This window comes from Cellulomonas sp. JZ18 (assembly GCF_009720485.1).
Lineage (GTDB): Bacteria > Actinomycetota > Actinomycetes > Actinomycetales > Cellulomonadaceae > Cellulomonas.
Genome location: NZ_CP045245.1, coordinates 847,169 through 870,014, shown reverse-complemented (window position 1 = coordinate 870,014; position 22,846 = coordinate 847,169). Strand labels below are relative to the sequence as shown.

Here is a 22,846-nt window from a genome sequence, read left to right as displayed (position 1 = left end):
ATCCTGCACCCGCCGGTCGGCGCCCGCGCTCGTCCCGGCGCCCGCCGCCGGCACCCGTCGCACCCCTCACCCCCGGGACGCGGCCACCGGAGCACGGCGCACGTGGGTGGGAGGATGGGGACGTGGGTCCCGGCGAGCTGCTCGACGTGCTGCTCGCCGCAGGTCGGCGGGCGGACCGGGCGACCCACGTGCGGGACCTGCCGCCCCGCGAGGGGCGCCGGGCGGACTGGCCCGGCTGGGCGGACCGCGACCTCGTGCGCGGCTACCGCGCCCTCGGCGTGGACCGGCCGTGGGAGCACCAGGTCGAGGCGGCCGAGGCGGTGCGCGCCGGGCACCACACGGTGCTCGCGACGTCGACCGGCTCCGGCAAGTCCCTCGCCTTCTGGCTCCCCGCCCTCTCGGCCGTGCGCACCGGTGCTGCCGACGCCGTGCTGGACCCGGGCCGGATCGAGTCGGCCCGTCGCCGCCCGACGGTGCTCTACCTGAGCCCGACGAAGGCGCTGGCCGCGGACCAGCTCGCCGGGCTCGTGCGGCTGCTCGACGCGGCGGGGACGCGGGACGTACGCGTGGCCACGTGCGACGGCGACACCGGGCGCGACGAGCGCCGGTGGGTGCGCGAGCACGCCGACGTCGTCCTGACGAATCCCGACTTCCTGCACTTCGCGCTCCTGCCGCAGCACCGGACCTGGTCGCGTGTGCTGTCGTCGCTGGCGTACGTGGTCGTGGACGAGTGCCACGCGTTCCGCGGCGTCTTCGGCGCGCACGTCGGCCTGGTGCTGCGCCGGCTGCGACGGCTGGCGGCCGCGTACGGCGCGTCGCCCGTCGTGGTGCTCGCGTCGGCGACGACGGCGGACCCGGCCGCGAGCGCGGCCCGGCTCATCGGCGTCGACCCCGCCGAGGTGCACGCCGTGACGGCCGACGCCTCGCCGGCCGGGCGCAAGACCGTCGTCCTGTGGCAGCCCCCGGAGCTGCCCGGTGGCGACGGCCCGTGGGCGTCGCTCCTGCCGGAGGACGACCCCTGGGCGACGGTCCTCACCGTGCCCGCGACGGACGTCCCCAGGGAGGACCGGGACGGGGACGGCGAGACCGGTCCGGGCGCCGGTCCGGACAGCGGGGACCCGGCGGTTACGGGCCCGGGCGTCGACCGGCCGGAGCAGGCGGCGACCGGGACGGCCGGACCGCGCCCGCCGGACGGCGGAGGACCTCTGGGCACGGGCGAGCGGCTCGTCGCGGTGCCGCAGGACCGCCCGCGCCGCACGGCGACGGCCGAGGTGGCCGAGCTGCTCGCCGACCTGGTCACCGCCGGGGCGCGCACGCTGGCCTTCACCCGGTCGCGGCGCGGCGCCGAGTCGGTCGCGACGACGACGCGCGCCCACCTCGCGGAGGTCGACCCGACCCTGCCGTCGCTGGTCTCCTCCTACCGCGGGGGCTACCTGCCGGAGGAGCGCCGGGCGCTCGAGCAGGCGATCCGGTCCGGTCACCTGCGGGCGCTCGCCACGACGAACGCGCTCGAGCTGGGCGTGGACATCTCGGGCCTCGACGCGGTTCTCATCGCCGGCTGGCCCGGCACCCGGGTGTCCCTGTGGCAGCAGGCCGGGCGTGCGGGACGGGCCGGCGCCGAGGGCCTGGTGGTGCTCGTGGCCCGGGAGGACCCGCTGGACACCTACCTCGTGCACCACCCGGAGGCGGCGCTCGACGCCCCCGTCGAGGCGACGGTCTTCGACCCGCAGAACCCGTACGTGCTCGCGCCGCACCTGTGCGCCGCGGCGGCGGAGCAGCCGCTGCGCGCCGACGAGCTGGACCTGTTCGGCCCGCGCGCCGGCGAGCTGCTCACCGAGCTCACCGAGCGCGGCATCCTGCGTCGCCGCCCGTCGGGCTGGTACTGGACGCACGCCGAGCCGGCGAGCCGCATGACGGACCTGCGCGGCGCCGGCGGGCAGCCGGTGCGGGTCGTCGAGCTGGACACGGGCCGCCTGCTCGGCACCGTCGACGCGGCGTCGGCCGACGCGACGGTCCACCCCGGCGCGGTCTACGTGCACCTCGGTGCGACGTACGTCGTGGACGAGCTGCACCTCGAGGACGGCGTCGCGCTCGCGACGCGCCGCGACGTCGACCACGGCACGTGGGCCCGTTGGGTGACGTCGACCGAGATCGTCGACGTCGAGCGCGAGGTCGCGTGGGGCCCGCTCACGTGGAGCTTCGGGCAGGTGGACGTGACGACGCAGGTGCTCGGCTACCAGCGCAAGCGCCTGCCGGACCTGCAGGTGCTCTCCACCCACGACCTGGACCTGCCGCCGCGCACGCTGCGCACCGCGGCGGTCTGGTGGACCGCACCGCCCGAGGTCCTCGCGCAGGCCGGGGTCACCCTCGAGACCGCGCCGGGCGCGCTGCACGCCGCCGAGCACGCGTCGATCGGGCTGCTGCCGCTGCTCGCGACGTGCGACCGCTGGGACCTCGGCGGCCTCTCGACCGTCGTGCACGCCGACACCGGCACGGCCACCGTGTTCGTCCACGACGGGCACCCCGGCGGCGCCGGCTTCGCGGAACGGGGCTTCGAGCTCGGCGCCACGTGGCTGCGCGCGACGCGGGACGCGATCGCCTCGTGCCCGTGCGGGACGGGCTGCCCCGCCTGCGTGCAGTCGCCCAAGTGCGGCAACGGCAACGAGCCGCTCGACAAGGCGGCCGCGCTGCGGCTCCTCGACGCCGTGCTCACGCACGCCCCGCGGCCCGCCGAGGTCGGGCCGGCGCACCCCACGCCCGCGGGCTGAGCGCCCCGGTACGCCGGCGCGCCCGCCCGGTGCGCGTGGCGCTCGGGCAGGGCCCCCGCCTCGACGTGCGGCCCACCTCCGGCCACGTCGGCCCTGCGTCCGCGCCGACGCGGGGCCCGCGCGGGCCACGTCGGTGGCGCCGCCCAGCGCGGCCGGCGCGCGCACGTGCACGGTGAGCGTCCCGCCCGGGCCGGGCAGGCAGCGCACCAGGACCGCCCGGTTGCGCCGCGCCGCCTCGCCGGCGGTTCCGCACGCGTCACCGCCGCCGAGCGCGCGCTGCGCGCCGGCGAGGGCGGCGAGGTCCGCTGCCGCGGAGGCACGGGCGGCCGCGACGTGCGCAGCACCGACGGTCCCGATCGCCGCGGCGAGCGCGACGGCAGCGGCCACGACCGCGAGCAGCAGCACCGAACCGGAGCCGCGGTCGCCGCCCCGCCTCCCGCCACGGGGCGCGGCTCCCACCGTCACCGGTGGGAGTGCGGTCACCGGAGGACGCCGCGACCCGGGCCTCGCGCTGCCGCGCCGACCGTCACACCTCCCGCGCCGACCGTCGCCCCTCCCGCGCCGGGGAGCCGCCCTCCGGTCCCCCGTCGTCCCGTCCCGCGCCGTCACGCCGTCCCCCTCGCGGCGGCCCCGGCCGCACGGGCGCCGGACGACGCCATGCCTGCCGCCCCGGCCGTACCCGGCTCCGCCCACGACGTCGCCGACGCCTCGGCCCGCAGCCCGCCCAGACCCGCCCAGCCCACGACCGGTGCGCTGACCCGCACCGTCACCCATCCCCCCGACCTCGCGACCCGGACGTCCGCCGCCCGCCCACCGAGTGCGTCCCGCGCCGCCGCGACCGCCGCAGCGTCCGGCTCGCCGGTGGCGGCGACCCGAGCGGCGGTGCGCGCCGCGTCGAGGCAGCGCAGCTGGGCGACCGCGGCGGCGCCCGTGGCGAGGACCGCCACGAGCACCACGGCGACGGCCACCATCCCGATCGCCAGCTCGGCGGTGACGGCACCGCGGTCGCCGGACGGCCGCGCCCGCCCCTCCGGACCGCCGCGGTGCCCGAGGGTCATCCGCCGAGCGCCTGACGCACGATGCCCGTCAGCAGGCCCTTCACCTCGTTGCCCTTGAGGATCACGACGAGCAGACCGGCGAAACCCACCGCCGCCAGCGTGGCGATCGCGTACTCCGCCGTCGCCATGCCGGCGTCGCCGGCGAGCGCCCGCAGCCGCGCGCCCGGCGCCGCGCCCGCGCTCTCGGCGCCGGGCGTCACCCGCTCACCGCCCGCCCCGTGCGCGCCGGGCGCCACCAGGTCGCCGCCCGCGCCCTCACGGCCCGCCACCGCGCCATCGGCTGCGCGGGCGGCCCCCGGTGCATCCAGCTCGGCGACCGGCGTGGTCCGCCCCGTCGCGCCGGTCGCCCCGGCGCACTCCGTCCCTGTCATCCCTGCTCCTTCCGTCGGCCGCGTGCGCGGCTCGGGCCCGGACGGGCCCGCTGGTCGAGCGTCGTCGGGCCGGGACGCGTCGCGGCGGTCGGTCCGGTCCGGCGGTGGCCCCGGCACCACCGGCGCGGGGCTGTGGTCGGCTCGCGCCCGCCCGTCACCAGGCGAGCCCGCGCGCCAGCCCCATCACCACCGGCACCAGCCCGAGCAGGACGAACGCCGGCAGGAAGCATGCGGCGAGCGGCAGCGTCAGCCGCACCGACAACGCACCCGCCGCCGCTCGCACCCGTGCCCGCCGCTCACGCCGCAGCCGAGCGGAGACGGCACGCAGCTGCGGCCCGGGGGACGCACCGGCCTGCCAGGCGGTCGCGAGCGCGTCCCCGACGACGGTGGCGCCGTGGGGCGCCCCCGCCCACGCCAGGTCCCACGCACCGCCCAGCTCGAGGGTGGTGCCGGCGCGCACCAGCGCGTCCCCGTCCAGGCCCCCGAGGTGCCGTCCGACGACGGCGAGCGTGCGGGGCAGCGCCGCCCCGGCTCCCACCGCGGCCGCGCACAGGTCGAGGAGGAACGCCGCGTCCGCCGCCGGCACAGGGGGCGCGGACGGCTCGGGCACGGCCGCTCGCCGCCTGCGCCGCGGGGTACCGACGCCGCCGGGCCGTGCGGTGTGCCCGGACGGGCGCACGCGCGCGAGCGACCACCACGGCGCGGTGCCCAGGGCCACGGCCCCGGCGACGAGGGCTCCCGCCAGTGCCGCGTGGCCGCTCACCGTCCGCCGCCGGTCGCCGCGGCCCGTCGGAGCAGTGCCGCCACCCACGCCCGTCCGGCCAGGACCAGGAGCACGCCGAGGACGCCGCACGCCGTGCCCGCCCCGCCCGACGTCAGGACGTGCCACGGGCGGGCGCCGAGCGCCTCACCGACCGCGAGGCCCAGCACCGGCAGGAGGACGAGGACGCGGGACGTCGCGCGCGGCCCCGCGAACGCCGCGGCCACCTCCCCCTCGTGCTCGGCGTCCGCCGCGACGGCGACGGCGAGGTCGTCGAGCACCTCGGCCAGCGGGGCTCCCAGCTCGGTCGCGGTCCGCGTTCCCACCGCCACGGCGTGCGCACGGGCTCGTCGGGCCTCGTCGCGCGACCTGCGGAACCGCAACCTGCCCAGCCCCTTCCCACGGGGCGCGGACACGGCCAGGAGCGCCGCCGCCGAAGGAGCGCACCCGTCCCCCGGGTCGCCCGCCCCGGTGCCCAGCACCGCCCGCCACGCCTCGCCCGGTGACGCGCCGGCGCGGACCCGGGCGGCGACGGCGAGGAGCAGCGCGTCGAGGTCGGTGCCGCCCGACGTCCTGGCGCCCCCTGCGGTCGGTGGCGCGGCAGCGTCCCCCGGTGCCCCTGCCCGCGCCCGCACGCACGCCCTCGCCCGCGCCGCGCGGGGACGGCGCTCCGTCGACGCGGACGCCGGCACCCGTCGGGCGCCGGGCCCCGCGGCGGCGAGCACGGCGAGCGCCACGAGGACCCCCACGAGCACCGTCATGTCGGGTCCCCGTCGAGCACCCCACCCACCCCCGCGCGGACCGCACCCGGCCGGGACGCCAGGCCCGGGGGCGCTGCGTCCTCCCGGCCGCGCCGGTGCAGGTCCAGTCGTGCGGCGAGCCGGGGCCACCCGGGCCCGCTCCGCACGTCCCCGTCCTCGTCCACGCGCAGCGCGGCCGTGACCGCGAGGGAGCCGTCGGGGCCGCGGCCGACGACCCCGACCTCCGCCAGGTGCCTGCTCGCCCCGTCCCGGCCCCGGCGGACGTGCAGCACGGCGTCGATCGCGCTGACCGCCTGCGCCGCGAGGGCCGCCCGGTCGAGGCCCGCGAGCGCGGCCATCGCCTCGAGCCGTGCCGGCACGTCGCCGGCCGCGTTCGCGTGTAGCGTCGCGCACCCGCCCTCGTGGCCCGTGTTCAGCGCCGCCAGCACCTCGCGCACCTCCGCGCCGCGGCACTCGCCGAGCACGAGCCGGTCGGGTCGCATCCGCAGCGCCTCGCGCACCAGGTCGGCCAGGCCGACCCCGCCGGCGCCGTCGACGTTCGCGCGGCGTGCGGTGAGCCGGACGACGTGCGGGTGGTCGGGCACCATCTCGCCGGACTCCTCGACCAGCACGATGCGCTGGTCGTGCGGCACGAGCGAGAGCAGTGCCGCGAGCAGGGTCGTCTTGCCCGCACCGGTGGGCCCCGACACCAGCACGTTCGCCCGCCGGCCGACCATCGCGACCAGCACCGGCGCGAGCGCCGGTGCCACCGACCCCGACGCCACCAGGTCGTGCAGCGTCAGCGCGCGGGGCCGCACGACCCGCAGGCTCAGCACGGTGCACCCGTCGGCCAGGGGCGGCAGGACGGCGTGCAGGCGCGTGCCGTCGGGCAGGCGGGCGTCGACGGTCGGCGCGGCGTCGTCGAGGCGGCGACCGGCGGCGGCGGCGAGCCGGACCGCGAGCGCGCGCACGTCGTCGGGACCGCCGAGGTCGAGGTCGACCCGCCGCAGCCGCCCGGCCTGCTCCACCCAGACGTCGGCGGGACCGTTGACGAGCACGTCCGTGACACCGGGCGCGTCCAGCCACCGCTGCAGCGGCCCGGCCCCGACCAGCTCGTCGGCCACCGCGCGCACCGCCTGCGCCAGGGGGACGGGGCCGAGCAGCGTGCCGTGCGCGCGCAGGGCCCGGTCCACCACGGGGGTGAGGTCGTCGGGACGCGCCGGCAGCGACCGCAGCGCGTCGCGCACGGCGGCGACGACGGCCGGCGGGACGGGTCTGCGCGGCGGCGCGTCGCCGGGTGCGGGCGTCGCGGCGGTCCGACGCACGACCGCACCGCTCGCCGAGGCCCTGTCGCTGCTCACGCCGCCAGCCCGAGCCGTCGCACGACCGCGCGGGCCGCGCCGACCGCGGGCCCCCGTCCGCCCGGCCCGGCGCGTTCGGCGCGCGCCGCGAGGGCCCGGTCCCGCCGCACGGCCGCCCACACCGGCACCCCCGTCGCGCTCGCCACGTCGGCGGCGGACAGACCGCCCGGTGGCCGCCCGAGCACGACCACGCCGCAGCCCGTGCCCGCGGCGGCGAGCCGGGGCGCGAGCGCGAGGACCCCCGCGACGCACCGCAGGTCGGCCCGGGCGACGACCACGACGGCGTCGCAGGCGGGCAGGGGTGCGTGCCCATCGACGACGTCGCCGCGGTCCAGGTCGAGCACCAGGGCCCCGACCGTGCAGGACAGGGCGTGCAGGACGTCGACGCGCACGCCCGCCTCGACCGGGTCGGGCCGCTCGCGGTCCGCCGAGAGCACGGCGCACGCCCCCCAGCGCGGCAGCAGGCCCACGACGTCCTCGCCGCGCACGTCCCCGCCCGCGCCGCGCAGGTCGGGCCAGCGCGCACCGCGCGTCTCCTCGATGCCGAGCACGACGTCGAGACCGCCGCCGCCGCGCACGAGGTCGACGAGCACGGTCGACGTGGTCCGGGACGTGCGCCGGGCGAGCAGCGCCGCGAACGTCGACGCCCCCACGCCCCCGGCCGCCCCGACGACGCCCACCACCGCCGCTCGTCGCACCTGCGTCACGCCACCGCCTCCGTCCCGGCGCCCGGCGGCGCCCGGCGTCCACGGTGGGCGACCCGGTGGCGGGCGCGCGGCGTCCGGGCGCAGGACGGTGGACGCCGTGCCCGGGCGGCCGGGCTGTGGTCGGGCGGACGCCGCGAGCGCCGGCCGTGGTCGGGCGGACACCGGGCCGCACCGGGTCCCGGACGCGTGTCGGCGTCTCCCGCTAGCCTCTCGCGGGTGGTCCGTGCCGCCGCGTTCTTCGACCTGGACAAGACGATCATCGCGACGTCGTCGGCGACCGCCTTCTCGCGCGGCTTCCTCGCCGAGGGGCTGCTGACGCGCCGCCGGGTCGTCGCGTCCGCGTACGCGCAGCTCGCGTACCTGCTGGGCAGCGCCGACGAGGCCGCGACCGAGCGGCTGCGCGCCCAGCTCGCGCGCACCGTCACCGGCTGGGACGTCGCGACGGTGTCGTCGGTCGTGCGGGCGACGCTGCACGAGTCCATCGACCCCACGGTGTACGCCGAGGCCGTCGAGCTGATCGCGGAGCACCACGCCGCCGGGCGCGACGTCGTGGTCGTCTCGGCCTCGGGCGCGGAGGTGGTGGAGCCGATCGCCGAGATGCTGGGTGCGGACGCCGCCGTCGCGACGCGCATGGCGGTCGCGGACGGGCGGTACACGGGCGACGTGGAGTTCTACGCCTACGGGGAGAACAAGGCGACGGCCGTGCGCGAGCTGGCCGACGCCCGGGGCTACGACCTCGACGCGTGCTACGCCTACTCCGACTCGGTCACGGACGCGCCCATGCTCGGCGCCGTCGGGCACGCCTACGCGGTCAACCCGGACCGGGCGCTGCGCCGGCTCGCCGTCGAGCACGGGTGGGGCGTCCTGACGTTCCGCCGCACCGTGCGCCTGAGCCGCCTGCACCGTCGCGCGCGGGTGACCGCCGCCGCCGCAGCGGCCGTCGTCCTCGCGGTGGCCGCGCTCCTCGTCCTCCGGCGTCGACGCCGGACGCCGACCCCCTGACCGACGGGTGCCCGCACGGGGACCGCACGCACCGGCGCCCCTTCACCCCCTACGGCCACCACTCGGACGCGCGGTCCCGCGATCCGGACGGCCATCCGCACGCCACCAGCACCGACGTCCGTACCCGTTGCCGCACCCCGCGGCCGGGTGTAGACCGGTGACACAACAGAACGACCGAGGGCACCCACGCGCAGGACGCCTACTTTCGGCAGGGCGACCGGGCTGGTCCCGGAGCGCACCTCTTGTGGCAGCACGCCTGATCACCCCGGTCGTGACGTCGGCGACGGCGCCCCGAGCGGGCGCCGTCGTCCGTGTCCGGGCCGTGCCGCAGCCGCTCGCGAATCAGCGCCCCCAGGCGTACGCACGCCCCACGAGCGCGCTGTGCTGCTCCCCGCACTCGCGGTGCACGCGCTGGAACTCCCGGTCGGCCGCCTCCGGGTCGGCCTCGTCCCTGTAGTCGACCTCGACGACGAACCCGGTGCCGGGCCCGTCGGCCCCCGCGGGCCCGGGGCTGTACCCGGCGTCCTGCAGGCAGGCGCGCTCCGCCTCGTACGCCGCCTCCATCTCGGCGAGCGTCACGACGCCGTCCGCGAGCGCCCGGCGCTGCGCCTCGGGCGCGGTCCCGACCTCCTGGGCGCTGAACGAGGCCGCCACCTGGTACGGCCGCATCGCCCAGAGGTTGAGGGCGTGGTACCCGAGCGCGAGGGCGACGAGCGACCCGGCGACGACGGTCAGGGTGCGGGGGCGACGGGTCACGGTGGTCCTTCCCGGGACGACGGAGGGTCAGGGGGTGGGCGGGTCGAGGCGGAGCAGGTGGCGCAGGAGCTCGACCTCGGCGGTGAGGGCGCGCGTGCCCTGCGCGGTGATGCGCGCCCAGGTGCGGGGCCGGCGCCCGTCCGACCCCTTGCGCAGCTCGACGTGGCCCGCCTCCACCAGCACCTCGAGGTGCCTCCCGAGGTTGCCGTCGGTGAGCCCGAGCGTCCGCTTGAGATGGGTGAAGTCCGCCTCCTCGTGCTCGGCGAGCACCGCGAGGATGCCCAGGCGTGCCCGCTGGTGGACCGTCTCGTCGAGGTCCGCGAGCGGGTGGCGGTCGGTCGCGCTCACGCTGCGGGCGCGCCCGCCAGGACGGCCCGCTCGGCGGCGAGCGCCCGCGTCGCGGCGACGACGAGGGCGAGCGCGACGAGGCCGAGGCCGGTCGCGCCCGCGTGCGGTCCGAGGAACCACGCGTGGTTGTCGAGCGTCCCGAGCCGGGCGAGGGGTGAGACGACCGCCAGCACGAGCCCGTGCCCCCACAGCAGCGCGGAGCGCTGCCGCACGCCGACGACGACGAGCCCGGCACCGAGGACGACGCCCGGCCCGGCCATGAGGAGGAGCAGGTACCCGAACGGGAGCAGGGCGAGCGCGAGCGCGAACGCGGCCATCACGCCGAAGCCGTCACGGCCGCCGCCCATGCCGGTGACCCGCTCCCGCAGGCGCACGACCGCCCACAGCACGACGTACACGACCGCCGGCACCAGGTTCTGCCACCGCCACGAGGCGAGGCCCCAGTCGACCTGCGCGACCGCGAGGACGGCGACCGCGGCCGCGTGCACCGCGAGGACGAGCGAGCCGGTGTGCCGTGCGGCGCGCTGCCGGCGCCGCAGTGCGTCGACGTACTCGGGGACGGTGACCACGGCGGTCACTCTGCCGCGCAGAGTGACCGCCGTCAACGCCCGTCCACGCACCTCACCCGCGGGGTGCGGCCCCGCCGAGGCGTCCCGCGAGCACCTGGTCGGCCACCTCCCGCGCCGCCTCGGCCCCGCCCGCACGGCGTGGGCGGACGCGACGAGCCAGGCCGCGACGCCGTCGGGCGTCCCGGTCGCGTAGCGCGCCGCCCCGGCGAGGTAGGGCGCCGCAGCTGCCTGCCACGCGGGCTCGGGCAGGACCGCGCCGGTCGGGTCCAGACCCGTGGTCGCCGTCAGGTACCGGGCGACGGCGCGCGCGGTGACCCCGTTCCCGGCGGTGAACGGCCGCACCACGAGCAGCTCGGCGTGCACGACCGCCGCCACGACGAGGCCCGGCGCCGCCGTCCCCCGCACGACGTCCGCGAGCGCCGCCAGCCGCGCGGCCGCCTCGTCCGGGGCGGGGCGGCGCCGAGCCCGCGCAGGTCGCGGGCGTCCCCGACGCGCGGCCGGCCCAGGTCCGCGTCGGGCAGCAGGTCCGCCGCCGCGGCGGCGTGCACGCGTGCGACGAGCTGCGGCAGGGGCACCGACGCCCCGCCGCCGCGTCCGCCGAGCGCGGGCAGCGCCGCCTCGACCACCGCCTGCGCGCGCAGGGCACCGGTGGCGACCAGGTCGGGCCCGCCCCGCGGCGCTCCCCCGCCCGTCGCCCACGCCCGCAGCACCTCGACGCCCACCGGCGCGCCGTCGAGCGCGGCCGACGCCGCCGCGGCGCGCAGCCCGCTCTCGGCGCGCACCTCGCGCCACCGCCGCCGGAACGCCTCGTGCCAGCGCAGCCGCTCGCACGCGGTCCGGGCGGCCTGCACCGCCTCGGCGACCGCGGGTACGGCGGCCAGCGCCGCCAGGGGGTCGCTCACGCGACGAACGTCGCCTCGCCGCGCGGCTCCAGCCCGGCGGCCAGCCGCGCCGCCATGTCGGGCGAGAGCGGGGGCAGGGCGTCGAGGTCGTACCAGGCGGCGTCGGTGTTCTCCCCGTCCGCGGGGACGGCTCGCCCGAGACCCAGCGGAACCGGAACGTGAGGTCGAGGTAGGTCGAGCGGTCGCCGTTCTCGTAGGTGACGGGGCCGACGACGCCGACACGGGCGAGCCGCTCGGGCACCGCGACGACGTCGGCCTCCTCGAGCACCTCGCGCGCGGCGGCGACGGCGGGCTCCTCGCCGGGGTCGACGATGCCCGTCACCGGGGTCCAGGCGCCGCTGTCCGCGCGCCGCACGAGCAGCACCTGCTCGCGCCCCTGGTGCTCGCGCAGCACGACCGCGGTCACCCCGGGCAGCCAGAGCAGGGCGTGCCCCACGTGCTCGCGCAGGGCCAGGACGAAGGGAGGCGTGGGCACCCGCCGATGCTACGCAGGCGACCGACCGGCCGGACCGGGTGCGCCGGGACACAATGGCGCCATGGTCACCGCACCCTCCGTGTCGTCGTCCATCACCGCGCGGCTGGAGGTGCAGGCCAGCCCGACGGCGGTCTCGGACCTCACCACCGCGATCGAGCGGGCGGGGGGCATCGTCACGGCCCTCGACGTGACGGCGTCCTTCCACGAGGCCATGACGGTCGACGTGACGTGCGCGACCCGGGACACCGAGCACGCGGCCGACGTCGTGGCCGCTCTCGAGGCCCTCGAGGGCGTCACGGTGAAGCGGGTCTCGGACCGCACGTTCCTCATGCACCTGGGCGGCAAGCTCTCGATCGAGTCGAAGGTGCCGCTGCGCAACCGCGACGACCTGTCGATGGCGTACACCCCGGGCGTCGCGCGCGTGTCGCAGGCGATCGCCGAGCGCCCCGAGGACGCGCGCCGGCTGACCATCAAGCGGAACACCATCGCGGTGGTCACGGACGGCACGGCGGTCCTGGGCCTGGGTGACATCGGCCCGCTGGCGGCGCTGCCCGTGATGGAGGGCAAGGCCGTGCTGTTCAAGCGGTTCGCCGACATCGACGCCTTCCCGATCTGCCTCGACACGACCGACGTGGACGAGATCGTCCGCACGGTGCAGGCCATCGCCCCCGCGTTCGCCGGCATCAACCTCGAGGACATCTCGGCCCGCGCTGCTTCGAGGTCGAGCGCCGCCTGCGCGAGGCCCTCGACATCCCGGTGTTCCACGACGACCAGCACGGCACGGCGATCGTCGTGGTGGCGGCGCTGCGCAACGCGCTGACGGTGGTGGGCAAGCGCATGGAGGACGTGCGGGTCGTCATGTCCGGTGCGGGCGCGGCCGGCACGGCGGTGCTCAAGCTCCTGCTCGCCGCGGGCGTCCGTGACGTCGTGGTGACCGACATCGACGGTGTCGTGCACGTGGGCCGGCCGGGACTGACCCCGTCCCTGCGGTGGACGGCGGAGCACACGAACCCGCGCGGCGTGACGGGCACCGTGCACGACGCCATCGTGGGGGCGGACGTCTTCGTCGGCGTCTCCGCCCCGGACGTCATCACGGCGACCGACGTCGCGCGGATGGCGCCCGACGCGGTCGTGTTCGCGCTCGCGAACCCCCGCCCCGAGATCGACCCGGACGAGGCCGCCAAGCACGCGGCGGTCGTGGGCACGGGCCGCTCGGACTTCGCGAACCAGATCAACAACGTGCTGGCGTTCCCGGGCGTGTTCCGCGGGCTGCTCGACGCGCAGTCGCACACGATCACGGAGGGGATGCTGCTCGCGGCGGCCGAGGCGCTCGCGTCGGTCGTGCGCCCGGAGGAGCTCAACCCGACGTACATCGTGCCGAGCGTGTTCAACCCGGAGGTGACGACGGTGGTCGCGGCGGCCGTGCGGCGGGCGGCCGGTGCCGAGGGCGTCGCCGCGGAGTCGGCGCCCACCACGGGCGAGATCGCGCAGGTGCGCCCGGCCGCACGGTGACCCGCACCGCGCGACCGGGCGCCCCTCCCCGCGGCTCAGCCCTTGACCGAGCCGAGCATCACGCCGGACACGAAGTACCGCTGCACGAACGGGTAGACGCACAGGATCGGCAGCACGGTCAGCACCATCGTGACGGCCTGGATGTTCACCGAGATCGACTGCGTCGCGGCGCTCTGCGCGGCGGCCCCCTCCGACGCCGCGGAGGACGCCCCGGCGATGAGGTTGCGCAGGAACATCGTCACCGGCTGGCGCTGCTGCTCGTCGATGTAGAGGAACGCGGTGAACCAGTCGTTCCAGTACTGCACCGAGTAGAACAGCACCATCGTCGCGATCACCGCCTTCGACAGCGGCAGCACGATCCGCCCGAGGATGCCGAACCAGCCGAGCCCGTCGATCTTCGCGGCCTCCTCCAGCTCGCCCGGGAGGTTCTCGAAGAACGACTTCATGACGAGCAGGTTGAAGATCGACATCGCCCCCGGCAGCACGACGGCCCACAGGGTGTTCTTCATCCCCAGCGACGAGATGAGCACGTAGTTGGGGATGATGCCGCCGTTGAAGAACATCGTGAACACGGCGAACCCGATGAGCAGCCCCCGCCCGCGCAGGTGCCGCTTCGAGAGCACGTACGCGTACGTGGTGGTCAGGGCCATCGCGACGACCGTGCCGACCACCGTGTAGACGACGGTGTTGCGGTAGTTGGCCCAGAACAGCGGGTTCTCCGCGACGGCGCGGTAGGTGTTGAGGTTGAACCCGACGGGCCAGAAGCTCACGTCGCCCGACCGGATCGCCGCCTCGCTGCTGAACGACTGGGCCACGACCGTGAGGAACGGGTAGAGCATGACGCCCATCACCAGCACGAGCGCCGACACGTTGAGCCACGTGAAGACGCGGTAGCCGCGCGAGTCGCGCGCGCCCACGGGCCGCGCGTGCATCTTCACCGGGGCCGTCATCTGGGTCACCACAGGCTCGCTCCCACCGCTCGTCGGGAGATGAGGTTGGCGGTGAGGATCATGACGAGACCGATCACCGCCTGGAACAGGCCGATCGCCGCCGCGTAGCTGAGGTTGTTCGACACCAGGCCCACCCGGTACAGGTAGGTCGAGATGACGTCCGCGGTCTCGTACGTCAGCGGGTTGTAGAGCAGCAGGACCTTCTCGAAGCCGACGTTGAGGAACGTGCCGACGTTGAGGATGAGCAGCGTGATCATGGTCGGCCGGATGCCCGGCAGGGTCACGTGCCAGGTCTGCTTCCACCGGTTCGCGCCGTCGATGCGGGCCGCCTCGTACAGCGAGGTGTCGACCGTGGTCAGCGCGGCGAGGTAGAGGATCGTGCCCCAGCCCACCGTCTGCCACATCTCCGAGCCGACGTAGATCACGCGGAACCACTCGGGGCGCTGCAGGAACGGGACGGCCTCGCCGCCCAGCCCCTCGATGAGCTGGTTCACGGTGCCCTGCAGCGACAGCAGCTGCATGAGCATGCCGACGACGATGACCACCGACAGGAAGTGCGGCAGGTAGGAGATCGACTGCACGAGCTTCTTGAACCGGCGGGAACGGAGCTCGTTGAGCATGAGCGCCAGGACGATCGGCAGCGGGAAGCAGACCAGGAGGGTCAGCGCGCCGAGCACGATCGTGTTGGTGAAGACGGCCCAGAACGTCGGGTCGTTCATGAACATCGTGATGTAGCGCAGCCCGACCCACTCGTCGCCGAAGATGCTGCCGCCGGGGCGGAACCGCCGGAAGGCGATCGCGTTGCCCGCCATCGGCAGGTAGCGGAAGACGAGCAGGAACAGCACGGGCAGCACGGCGAGCGCGTACAACGGCCAGTCGCGCCGCAGCGTGACCCGCCACGGCACCGGTCGGCCGCGCCCCGCACGCCCGGCACGGCCGGGGCGGCCGCGGCCCGACGGCGGCGCCGGCGCGGCGTCGGCGTCGACGACGACCTCGGTGGTGCCGCGCCCCGCGGGCGGTGCGAGGACCCGGGTGGATCTCATGTCCCTCTCCTTCCCGAGGACCCCGGTGGGCCGGGACGGGCCCGGCCCACCGGGGCGACCCGAGGTCCTAGCCGTTGTTCTCGGCGAAGCGCTCGCGCGCCGTGTTGTAGAGGTCCACGTACTGCTGCAGCCCCTTCGCCTCGAGCTCGGCGACGTACGCGTCCCACTCGCTCAGCGGACGCTCGCCGAGGATGAAGCGCAGCGTCGCGGTGTCGACCGCGTCCTTGAGCGGCGTGCCGAGCAGGGCGGCCTGCTCCAGGTCGGCCTCGGAGAGCGGGGCCGGCGGGTTGGGGTCGGTCGGCGTGCGCGTGGACAGCACCTGGTCGATGTACTCGACGGCCTGGTCGGTGGCGTACGACTCCTTCAGCGCCCGCGACTCCGTCGCCTCCGCGAGGAAGGTGCTCCAGCCGAGGTCCTTCTGGATGTCGGTGGGCGCGCCCGGGTTGAGGTTGAAGATGTCGAGCCGGTACTCCGGGTTCAGCGTGTACTCGTCGCCGGACTTCGTGTACGTCTCGCCCTCGACGCCCCAGCGGAGCATGTCGCGCGCCTCCGGCGAGTAGTACAGCCAGTCGAGGAACTGCAGGAGCGCCGTGAAGTGCGGCTTGCTCTCCGCCTCCTTGGTGATCATGAAGCCGTGCCAGAAGTTGCGGGGCTCGACGAGGTCACCCGCGGGGCCCGCCGGCGGCGGCACCTGGACGACCTCGTAGTTGCCCGGCCCGACGGTGGTGTCGAGGGCCTGCGACCACTCGATGGCGGTGCCGCTCGCGCCGGAGCCGGCGAACGCCTTGCCCTCGGAGACGAGCCGCTCGACGCGCTCGACGGCCTCCTGGTCCTGCACCGTGAACGAGTCGGGGTGGAGCAGGCCGTCCTGCACGAGGCCGTGGAAGAACTCGACCATCTCCTTGTACTCGTCGGAGGTCGCGGCGTACTCGAGCTCGCCGGCGTCCTCGTCCCACTGCATGCCGTCGCCGAAGCCCCAGCCGGCCTGCGTGCCGAAGCCGCGGGCGGCGTAGTTGAGCAGCGACTGCCCCTGGAACCCGTCCTGCAGCGGGTAGGAGTCCGGGTAGGCGGCCTTCAGCTTGAGGAACGCCTCGCGGTACTCGTCCCACGTGTCGGGCATCTCGATGCCGAGCTCGTCGAACTTGTCCTTGCGGACGAGCAGGGTGAACATCGGCACCGACACCTCCTGGAAGCCGGGGAGCATGTACAGCTCGCCGTCCTCCTGGCGCAGGTTGTCGACCATCTCCTGCAGGTCCCACTCCTCCACGTACTTCTGGAAGTGGGGCATCTGGTCGAGGTACTTGCTCAGCGCGACGACCGACCCGGACGCCGCGAACTGCTTCTCCTCACCCGTGTAGACGAGCGGGATGATCTCGGGCGCGTCGCCGGCGCTGATGAGCAGGCTGCGCTTCTCCAGGTGGTCGCTGAGCGGGATGTGCGTCGTCTTCAGGTCGACGTTGGTGCGCTCCTTGAGGACGTCGAAGAACTCCCAGGAGTCCTTCACCGTCACCTCGGGCCAGTCGGTCCACAGGATGGAGAACTCCACCGGCTCGGTGGCCTCGAACTGGTCGCCCGCGGCGTAGTCCTCCATCGCGCCGGTCGTCCCGGCGTCGGCGGCGTCGCCGTCGCCGCCCCGGAGCCGCACGCGGCGAGCGACAGCGCCAGCGCCGCCGCGACCGCGGCGGCGGCACGCGTGGACCGCGACCGACGCCCTCCGTAGTTGCCCGCACGTGTCATCTGGCTCTCCTCGTCGAGATCCGTCCGGGACGTCGCCCGGTCGTCGTCCACGTCTCACCCGCACCCGCCGTCCGCACGCACGGGACCCCGGTCACCGTCGACCGGGCCCCCGCGCAGGAGCGGCGGGCCATCCGTGCTGTATCGATACACCCCGTTGCGTTATCGATACACCTACCGATGGGCGGGGACACTATGCGGCGCCGAGCACCGCGGTCAACGCCCCGAGAGGGCGACCCGGCGCGCCGTGCCGCCGTCAGGCGCTCGACCCTCGCACCACGAGCTCCACCGGGGCCGTGAGCCGCACGGGCCCGGAGTCGTCACCGGCCAGGCGACGCTCGACCACCGCGACCGCCTGACGCGCGATCCACTCGCGCCCCGGGTCGACCGACGACAGCCCCGGCACCGCGAAGGCGCTCCCCCGCAGGTCGTCGAAGCCGACGACGGCGACGTCCTGCGGCACGCGCAGGCCGGCGTCGTGCAGGGCGGCGAGCACGCCGTAGGCCATCTCGTCCGTCACGGCGAAGACCGCGTCCACCCGCCGTCCGTCCGCCAGCGCCCGGGCCAGGACGTCGCGCGCCCCCTCCGCGGTGTAGAGCGCACCGCCCAGCAGCAGGCTCTCGTCCGCCACGAGCCCGCGCTCGCGGTGCGCCGCGCGCCAGCCCTCGATGCGCTGGTCCGACGTCGCGTCGGGGGCACCCGCCGCGACGTCGGACGCCGGCACGGGCGGACCGTCGACCACCGCGACCCGCCGGGCCCCGCGGTCCAGCAGGTGCCCCACCGCGAGCCGCGCCCCGCCGGCGTTGTCGATGCTCACGTGGTCGAACCGCGGCGGCACCTCCTGCTCGCCCAGCAGCAGCAGCGGCTGCGACAGGCTCAGGGCGTCCACCTCGTCGTAGGAGAGGCCGACGGCGCTGAGCACGACGGCGTCGTACTGCCGCAGCCGGGCCTGGGACAGCGCCGAGAGCTCGCCCTCCCGGCTCGCACCGGACTGCGCGACCACGAGGTGCCGGTCGTGCCGGGCCACCTCGACCGCGAAGCACGCCGCGAGCTCGGCGAAGTACATGTGGTCGAAGCGGGGCACGATGAGCGCGACCGTGTCGACACGTCCGGCACGCAGCCGGCGGGCCGTCAGGTTGATCTCGTACCCCAGCTCGTCGACCGCGGCGAGCACGCGCCGGCGCGTCTCGTCCCCGACGCGCGGCCGGTCGTTGAGGACGTTCGAGACGGTCATCTTCGACACGCCCGCGAGCCGTGCGACGTCGCTCATCGTCGCCACGCGCCCGCCCCTGCCCACCGACGCTCCCACCTGCGCTCCTCCAGCCTTCCCCGGCGCCCGCCGGGTCGTCCGGGTCCGCCGCGGCCCTACTGTCCCAGGTGCACGGCCCGTCCGTGGGCGTCCGGCCGCGCCCCCGCCCGCAGCCGGGCGCGGCCGCCCCGTCGCCGACCTCGCGCCGGCGGACGCGCCCAGGCCCGCCTGATGCGCGCGACCTGCCCTTTCGTCCCGGGTGACGCCGCCGCTGCACCACCACGATGGGGCCGTGCTCACGATCCCCGAGGCCGTCGCCGCACAGGCCGACGCGGCCGTGCACAAGGTCGCGCTGCTGCGCACGCCCGGTCTGCTGCTGGTCCGCAGCATGCTCGCCGGCGCCGCGATCGGCATCGGCGTGCTCGTCCTGCTCACGGCCGGCGGCCCCCTCGTCGTGGCGGGCTCGCCGTGGGCGCCGCTCGTCAACGGGCTCGTCTTCGGCGTCGCGCTGACGATCGTGCTCGTCGCGGGCGGCGAGCTCGCGACGAGCGCGATGATGGTGCTGACCCAGGGCGCGCTCGCGCGCCGGGTCGGCTGGGCCCGCGCCGGGGGCACCCTGGGGGCCCTCCTGGCGGGGAACCTGGTCGGCTCGGCGGCGTTCGCGGCGCTCGTCCACCTCGCGGGCGTCACCGCCCCCGGCACCGCGGCCGGCGAGGCGCTCGCCCGGCTCGTCGAGCACAAGGCGCACGCGACGACCCCGCAGCTGCTGGTCCGCGGCGTCCTCTGCAACCTGCTGGTGTGCCTCGCGGTCTGGTGCTGGGCACGGCTCGGTCCCGGCACCGCGGGGGTGGCGGTGGTCGTCGGCTGCGTCATGGTGTTCATCACCTCCGGCTTCGAGCACGTGGTCGCGAACATGACGACGTTCTCGCTCGCGCTCTACGGCGACGTGCCGGGCGCGACCCTCGCGGAGGCGGCACGCAACCTCGCCGTCGTGGCCGTCGGCAACACGCTCGGCGGCGCCGTGCTCGTGGGGGCCGCGTACGCGTACGGCACAGGTCCGGTCGCCGCACCCGGCACGACACCCGGCACGACGCCCGGCACGACGCCCGGCAGCACGTCCGGCAGCACGTCCCGCACCACGTCCGGCGAGCCCGCTCACGCCACCTGCCCGATCGTCACCGGTGCCGCCGCCGCGCGCCCCTGACCCCGAGGCCCGGGCCTGCCCGGCCCCTTCCCCGCCCCACGCCCCGCACCACGCGCCGCTGCACACCCGCCGCACACCGCTCCGGCCTGCCCCCGCGCGCCGTCCCGCACCCGGCCCGGCCCCGCACTAGCGTGGTCCGACCAGGGCGTCCGCGGACGCCGAGGCGCGATCCCGGGGAGCACGCATGAGCACGTCCGACCCGCAGCGGCCCGCCGGCCCCGGGCGCGGGGGCACGGGCGAGCCGAGCACCGACACCGGCCGGCACGCGGTCGCTCGACCGGTGCCCACGCCGCCCGAGCCGCTCGAGCCGGTGCGCGGGAGCGCCTCCGCTCCGGGTGCGACGGGCCCTGCACCGGCACCCCCCGGACCGCCCACCACGGCGGCGACGCACCCGGAGACGAGCGCGACGCCGGCGCGGGCCGCCGTCGCCGACCCCGCCGGGTCGCAGGCCGTCGGCGCCCGGCCGTCCGCGGCGCCGTCCGCCGGCCCCGCCGGGCACGACGTGCCGGCCGCCGCGGCGCACGAGGACGCCCCGGGGCCGAACCGCGCCGGACCGCGCGACGGGGACGGCGACGACGACCTCTTCCCCGACCCGAACGCGCCGCGCACGGCGCACGCCGGCACGCACGTGCTGGGGGTCCTCGTGGGCCTCGTCCTCGCACCGGTGGCGGCGCTGCTGACGCTCGTCGGCCAGTCCCGCATCCTCACGGTCCAGGCCGGGGACTGGGACGCCTCGCTCGAGGTCCTCGGGATCGTGCTGGTCTCCGTGGGGGTCGTGCTGCTCGCGGCCGTGCTGCTGCTGGCGCTGTGGACCCCGGCCGTGGCCCTCACGGGCGGTGCCGTGCTCGGTCTGCTGGGCGGGCTCGCGCTGTACGCGCCCGGCATCGCCCGGCAGCAGGTGCTCGCGCTGGTCGACGCGGACGCGTGGTACCGCACCACGGTGGAGACGACGGTGGCGGCGACGTCGGGCACGCTGCTGCTCGCCGGCGTCCTGCTGCTCGTGGCCGGCCTGGTCGCCGCGGTGGCCCGGCGGCGTGGCGTCCACCTGGGCGTCTTCCGCGAGCGCAACCGCGCGGCCTGAAGCGGCGCCGGGGGCGATCCGGACGGACCGGACCCCGGTCCGCCACGCACCGGACGACCCGGGCGCCGGTCCGCGTGCGTGCGCCGCGTCCGCGCCCGGGACTAAGGTCCGTGGCGAGGACCCCTCAGGTCAGCACCGAAGAGCCGCACCGACGCCGTTGCGCAGGGAGACACCGTGACCGAACCGTCCGCCGCCGCCACACCGACCGACGCCGCGCCCGCCGCGTCGCCCGGCCTGGAGAACCTCCTGACGGAGGACCGCCGGTTCCCCCGTCCCCGGAGTTCGCGGCGCAGGCCAACGCGACGGCCGACCTGTACTCGTGGGCCAACGCCGACCGCCCCACGTTCTGGGCCGAGCAGGCCCGTGAGCTCCTCACGTGGTCGACGCCGTTCACGCAGACCCTGGACTGGTCCGACGCGCCGTTCGCGCGCTGGTTCGCCGACGGCCGCCTCAACGCGGCGTACAACGCGGTCGACCGGCACGTCGAGGCGGGCAACGGCGACCGGGTCGCGCTGCACTTCGAGGGCGAGGGCGGCGACACCCGCACGCTCACGTACGCGGACCTGCAGCGCGAGGTCTCCAAGGCGGCCAACGCCATCTCCGCGCTCGGTGTGCGCACGGGCGACCGCGTGGCCATCTACATGCCGCTCATCCCCGAGGCCGTCGTGACGATGCTCGCGTGCGCGCGGATCGGCGCCCCGCACTCGGTCGTGTTCGGCGGGTTCTCCGCCGAGGCCCTGAGCTCGCGCATCCTCGACGCCGAGGCGAAGCTCGTCGTCACCGCCGACGGCGGCTTTCGGCGGGGCAACGCCAGCGCGCTGAAGCCCGCCGTGGACGAGGCGCTCGCGAAGGGCGCACCGAGCGTGCAGCACGTGCTGGTGGTGCGCCGCACCGGGCAGCCGGTGGAGTGGACGCAGGGCCGCGACGTCTGGTGGCACGAGGCCGTCGACGTCGCCTCCCCGCAGCACACGCCCGTCGACGTCGAGGCCGAGCACCCGCTGTTCATCCTCTACACGTCGGGCACGACCGGGAAGCCGAAGGGCATCTTCCACACCACGGGTGGGTACCTCACGCAGGCGGCCTACACCCACCTCAACGTCTTCGACCTCAAGCCCGGGACGGACGTGTACTGGTGCACGGCCGACATCGGCTGGGTGACGGGCCACACCTACGTCGTCTACGGGCCGCTCGTGAACGGCGCGACGCAGGTCATCTACGAGGGCACGCCCGACACCCCGCACCGCGGCCGGTGGTGGGAGATCGTGCAGAAGTACAAGGTGTCGATCCTCTACACCGCGCCGACGGCGATCCGCACGTGCATGAAGTGGGGCGAGGAGATCCCCGGCCGGTTCGACCTGTCGTCGCTGCGCGTGCTCGGCTCGGTGGGCGAGCCCATCAACCCCGAGGCGTGGACCTGGTACCGCCGGGTCATCGGCGGCGACCGCACGCCCGTCGTCGACACGTGGTGGCAGACCGAGACCGGCGCGATCATGATCAGCCCGCTGCCCGGGGTCACGGAGGCCAAGCCGGGGTCGGCGCAGGTGCCCCTGCCGGGCATCGCGGCCGACGTCGTCGACGACGACGCGAAGCCCGTGCCGAACGGGCACGGGGGCTACCTGGTGCTCACCGAGCCCTGGCCGTCGATGCTGCGCGGCATCTGGGGCGACCCCGAGCGGTACAAGGACACGTACTGGTCCCGGTTCCCGGGCATCTACTTCGCCGGGGACGGCGCCAAGAAGGACGAGGACGGCGACATCTGGCTGCTCGGACGCGTCGACGACGTCATGAACGTCTCGGGGCACCGGCTGTCCACCACCGAGATCGAGTCGGCGCTGGTCTCGCACCCGTGGGTCGCGGAGGCCGCGGTCGTGGGCGCGACCGACGAGACGACCGGGCAGGCCGTCGTCGCGTTCGTCATCCTGCGCGGTGACGCCACGGAGGCGGCGGGCGCGGACGCCGGCGCCGTGCAGCAGACGCTGCGCGACCACGTGGCGCGCGAGATCGGCCCCATCGCCAAGCCGCGGCAGATCCTCGTGGTGCCGGAGCTGCCCAAGACCCGGTCGGGCAAGATCATGCGACGCCTGCTGCGCGACGTGGCGGAGCACCGGCAGGTCGGGGACGCGACGACGCTCGCGGACTCCTCGGTCATGGACCTCATCGCGGCCGGCCTGAACACGCCCGCGGCCTCGTCCGACTGACCCGCCGCAGCTCCTCGCCGACGGCCCGGCCCCCGCGGGGTGCCGGGCCGTCGGCGCG

17 protein-coding genes and 4 pseudogenes are annotated in these 22,846 nt (G+C 76.4%); 6 read left to right on the top strand and 15 right to left on the bottom strand.

Translation table 11 applies throughout. From position 1 onward, the window contains the following. Window positions 1-122: 122 nt before the first annotated feature. Complete coding sequence (locus tag GC089_RS04010; protein WP_155376574.1) at window positions 123-2,768, top strand: DEAD/DEAH box helicase; 2,646 nt, start codon at window positions 123-125, stop codon at window positions 2,766-2,768. 123 nt (window positions 2,769-2,891) lie between these two features. Here the strand turns inward: GC089_RS04010 and GC089_RS19905 are convergent. The 7 genes and pseudogenes from GC089_RS19905 to GC089_RS03975 form a co-directional block, all read right to left on the bottom strand. Next, window positions 2,892-3,227: pseudogene (locus GC089_RS19905) on the bottom strand (Rv3654c family TadE-like protein); the annotation flags it as partial. Window positions 3,228-3,373: 146 nt separating this feature from the next. Next, entirely contained in the window at window positions 3,374-3,826 is a 453-nt protein-coding gene (locus tag GC089_RS18835) for a TadE family type IV pilus minor pilin (protein ID WP_230685050.1), read from the bottom strand. Beyond that, the gene (locus GC089_RS18830) at window positions 3,823-4,197 is read right to left on the bottom strand and encodes a DUF4244 domain-containing protein (protein ID WP_230685049.1); all 375 of its coding nucleotides are present in this window, start codon (window positions 4,195-4,197) and stop codon (window positions 3,823-3,825) included. Before GC089_RS18830 ends, GC089_RS18835 begins: the two co-directional genes overlap by 4 nt. A gap of 154 nt (window positions 4,198-4,351) precedes the next feature. Beyond that, entirely contained in the window at window positions 4,352-4,807 is a 456-nt protein-coding gene (locus GC089_RS18350; protein ID WP_196250815.1) for a type II secretion system F family protein, read from the bottom strand. A gap of 149 nt (window positions 4,808-4,956) precedes the next feature. Further along, window positions 4,957-5,718, bottom strand: coding sequence for a type II secretion protein F (locus tag GC089_RS03985; RefSeq protein ID WP_196250814.1), 762 nt, complete (start codon window positions 5,716-5,718; stop codon window positions 4,957-4,959). Then, entirely contained in the window at window positions 5,715-6,944 is a 1,230-nt protein-coding gene (locus GC089_RS03980; RefSeq protein WP_230685190.1) for a TadA family conjugal transfer-associated ATPase, read from the bottom strand. The genes GC089_RS03985 and GC089_RS03980 overlap by 4 nt, the downstream gene beginning before the upstream one ends. Before the next feature lie 110 nt (window positions 6,945-7,054). Further along, on the bottom strand, window positions 7,055-7,765 hold the full coding sequence (locus GC089_RS03975) for a pilus assembly protein FlpE (protein WP_230685048.1): 711 nt from the start codon (window positions 7,763-7,765) through the stop codon (window positions 7,055-7,057). Between the two features lie 216 nt (window positions 7,766-7,981). Here GC089_RS03975 and GC089_RS03970 point away from each other — a divergent pair, with 216 nt between their 5' ends. Next, a complete protein-coding gene (locus GC089_RS03970) occupies window positions 7,982-8,767 on the top strand; it encodes an HAD family phosphatase (protein ID WP_155376572.1) in 786 nt (261 codons plus the stop codon). A 342-nt stretch (window positions 8,768-9,109) separates the two neighbouring features. On the opposite strand, the gene GC089_RS03965 is transcribed toward GC089_RS03970, so the two are convergent. From GC089_RS03965 to GC089_RS19900, 4 genes and pseudogenes are all read right to left on the bottom strand, one after another. After that, complete coding sequence (locus GC089_RS03965; protein ID WP_155376571.1) at window positions 9,110-9,523, bottom strand: hypothetical protein; 414 nt, start codon at window positions 9,521-9,523, stop codon at window positions 9,110-9,112. A gap of 27 nt (window positions 9,524-9,550) precedes the next feature. After that, entirely contained in the window at window positions 9,551-9,871 is a 321-nt protein-coding gene (locus GC089_RS03960) for a transcriptional regulator (RefSeq protein WP_155376570.1), read from the bottom strand. Then, on the bottom strand, window positions 9,868-10,845 hold the full coding sequence (locus tag GC089_RS18825; protein ID WP_230685047.1) for a hypothetical protein: 978 nt from the start codon (window positions 10,843-10,845) through the stop codon (window positions 9,868-9,870). The genes GC089_RS03960 and GC089_RS18825 overlap by 4 nt, the downstream gene beginning before the upstream one ends. 675 nt (window positions 10,846-11,520) lie before the next feature. After that, window positions 11,521-11,697: pseudogene (locus GC089_RS19900) on the bottom strand (NUDIX domain-containing protein); the annotation flags it as partial. A 181-nt stretch (window positions 11,698-11,878) separates the two neighbouring features. Between GC089_RS19900 and GC089_RS03940 the strand changes: the two are divergent. Then, a pseudogene (locus GC089_RS03940) lies at window positions 11,879-13,329 on the top strand (NAD-dependent malic enzyme). A gap of 35 nt (window positions 13,330-13,364) precedes the next feature. Here the strand turns inward: GC089_RS03940 and GC089_RS03935 are convergent. From GC089_RS03935 to GC089_RS03920, 4 genes are all read right to left on the bottom strand, one after another. After that, window positions 13,365-14,279, bottom strand: coding sequence for a carbohydrate ABC transporter permease (locus GC089_RS03935; RefSeq protein ID WP_155378916.1), 915 nt, complete (start codon window positions 14,277-14,279; stop codon window positions 13,365-13,367). Window positions 14,280-14,284: 5 nt separating this feature from the next. Then, window positions 14,285-15,322, bottom strand: coding sequence for a sugar ABC transporter permease (locus GC089_RS03930; protein ID WP_155376568.1), 1,038 nt, complete (start codon window positions 15,320-15,322; stop codon window positions 14,285-14,287). 67 nt (window positions 15,323-15,389) lie between these two features. After that, window positions 15,390-16,967: an extracellular solute-binding protein gene (locus tag GC089_RS03925; protein WP_230685046.1), complete on the bottom strand. Its 1,578-nt coding sequence runs from the start codon at window positions 16,965-16,967 to the stop codon at window positions 15,390-15,392. Window positions 16,968-17,312: 345 nt separating this feature from the next. After that, a complete protein-coding gene (locus tag GC089_RS03920) occupies window positions 17,313-18,326 on the bottom strand; it encodes a LacI family DNA-binding transcriptional regulator (protein ID WP_230685045.1) in 1,014 nt (337 codons plus the stop codon). A 271-nt stretch (window positions 18,327-18,597) separates the two neighbouring features. Between GC089_RS03920 and GC089_RS03915 the strand changes: the two genes are divergently transcribed. From GC089_RS03915 to acs, 3 genes and pseudogenes are all read left to right on the top strand, one after another. Beyond that, window positions 18,598-19,509 (top strand): formate/nitrite transporter family protein, encoded by a 912-nt coding sequence (locus tag GC089_RS03915; RefSeq protein WP_155376566.1) that lies wholly within the window; start codon window positions 18,598-18,600, stop codon window positions 19,507-19,509. Window positions 19,510-19,693: 184 nt separating this feature from the next. Further along, complete coding sequence (locus GC089_RS03910; RefSeq protein ID WP_155376565.1) at window positions 19,694-20,590, top strand: hypothetical protein; 897 nt, start codon at window positions 19,694-19,696, stop codon at window positions 20,588-20,590. Between the two features lie 174 nt (window positions 20,591-20,764). After that, window positions 20,765-22,788: pseudogene (acs, locus tag GC089_RS03905) on the top strand (acetate--CoA ligase). The last annotated feature ends 58 nt before the right edge of the window (window positions 22,789-22,846 follow it).

Bases quoted from the DNA above. Each gene is read 5' to 3' on its own strand.
- GC089_RS18835 (WP_230685050.1), bottom strand. From the start codon at position 3,826: ATGACCCTCGGGCACCGCGGCGGTCCGGAGGGGCGGGCGCGGCCGTCC.
- GC089_RS18830 (WP_230685049.1), bottom strand. From the start codon at position 4,197: ATGACAGGGACGGAGTGCGCCGGGGCGACCGGCGCGACGGGGCGGACC.
- GC089_RS03985 (WP_196250814.1), bottom strand. From the start codon at position 5,718: ATGACGGTGCTCGTGGGGGTCCTCGTGGCGCTCGCCGTGCTCGCCGCC.
- GC089_RS03935 (WP_155378916.1), bottom strand. From the start codon at position 14,279: ATGACGGCCCCGGTGAAGATGCACGCGCGGCCCGTGGGCGCGCGCGAC.
- GC089_RS03930 (WP_155376568.1), bottom strand. From the start codon at position 15,322: ATGAGATCCACCCGGGTCCTCGCACCGCCCGCGGGGCGCGGCACCACC.
- GC089_RS03920 (WP_230685045.1), bottom strand. From the start codon at position 18,326: ATGAGCGACGTCGCACGGCTCGCGGGCGTGTCGAAGATGACCGTCTCG.
- GC089_RS03910 (WP_155376565.1), top strand. From the start codon at position 19,694: ATGAGCACGTCCGACCCGCAGCGGCCCGCCGGCCCCGGGCGCGGGGGC.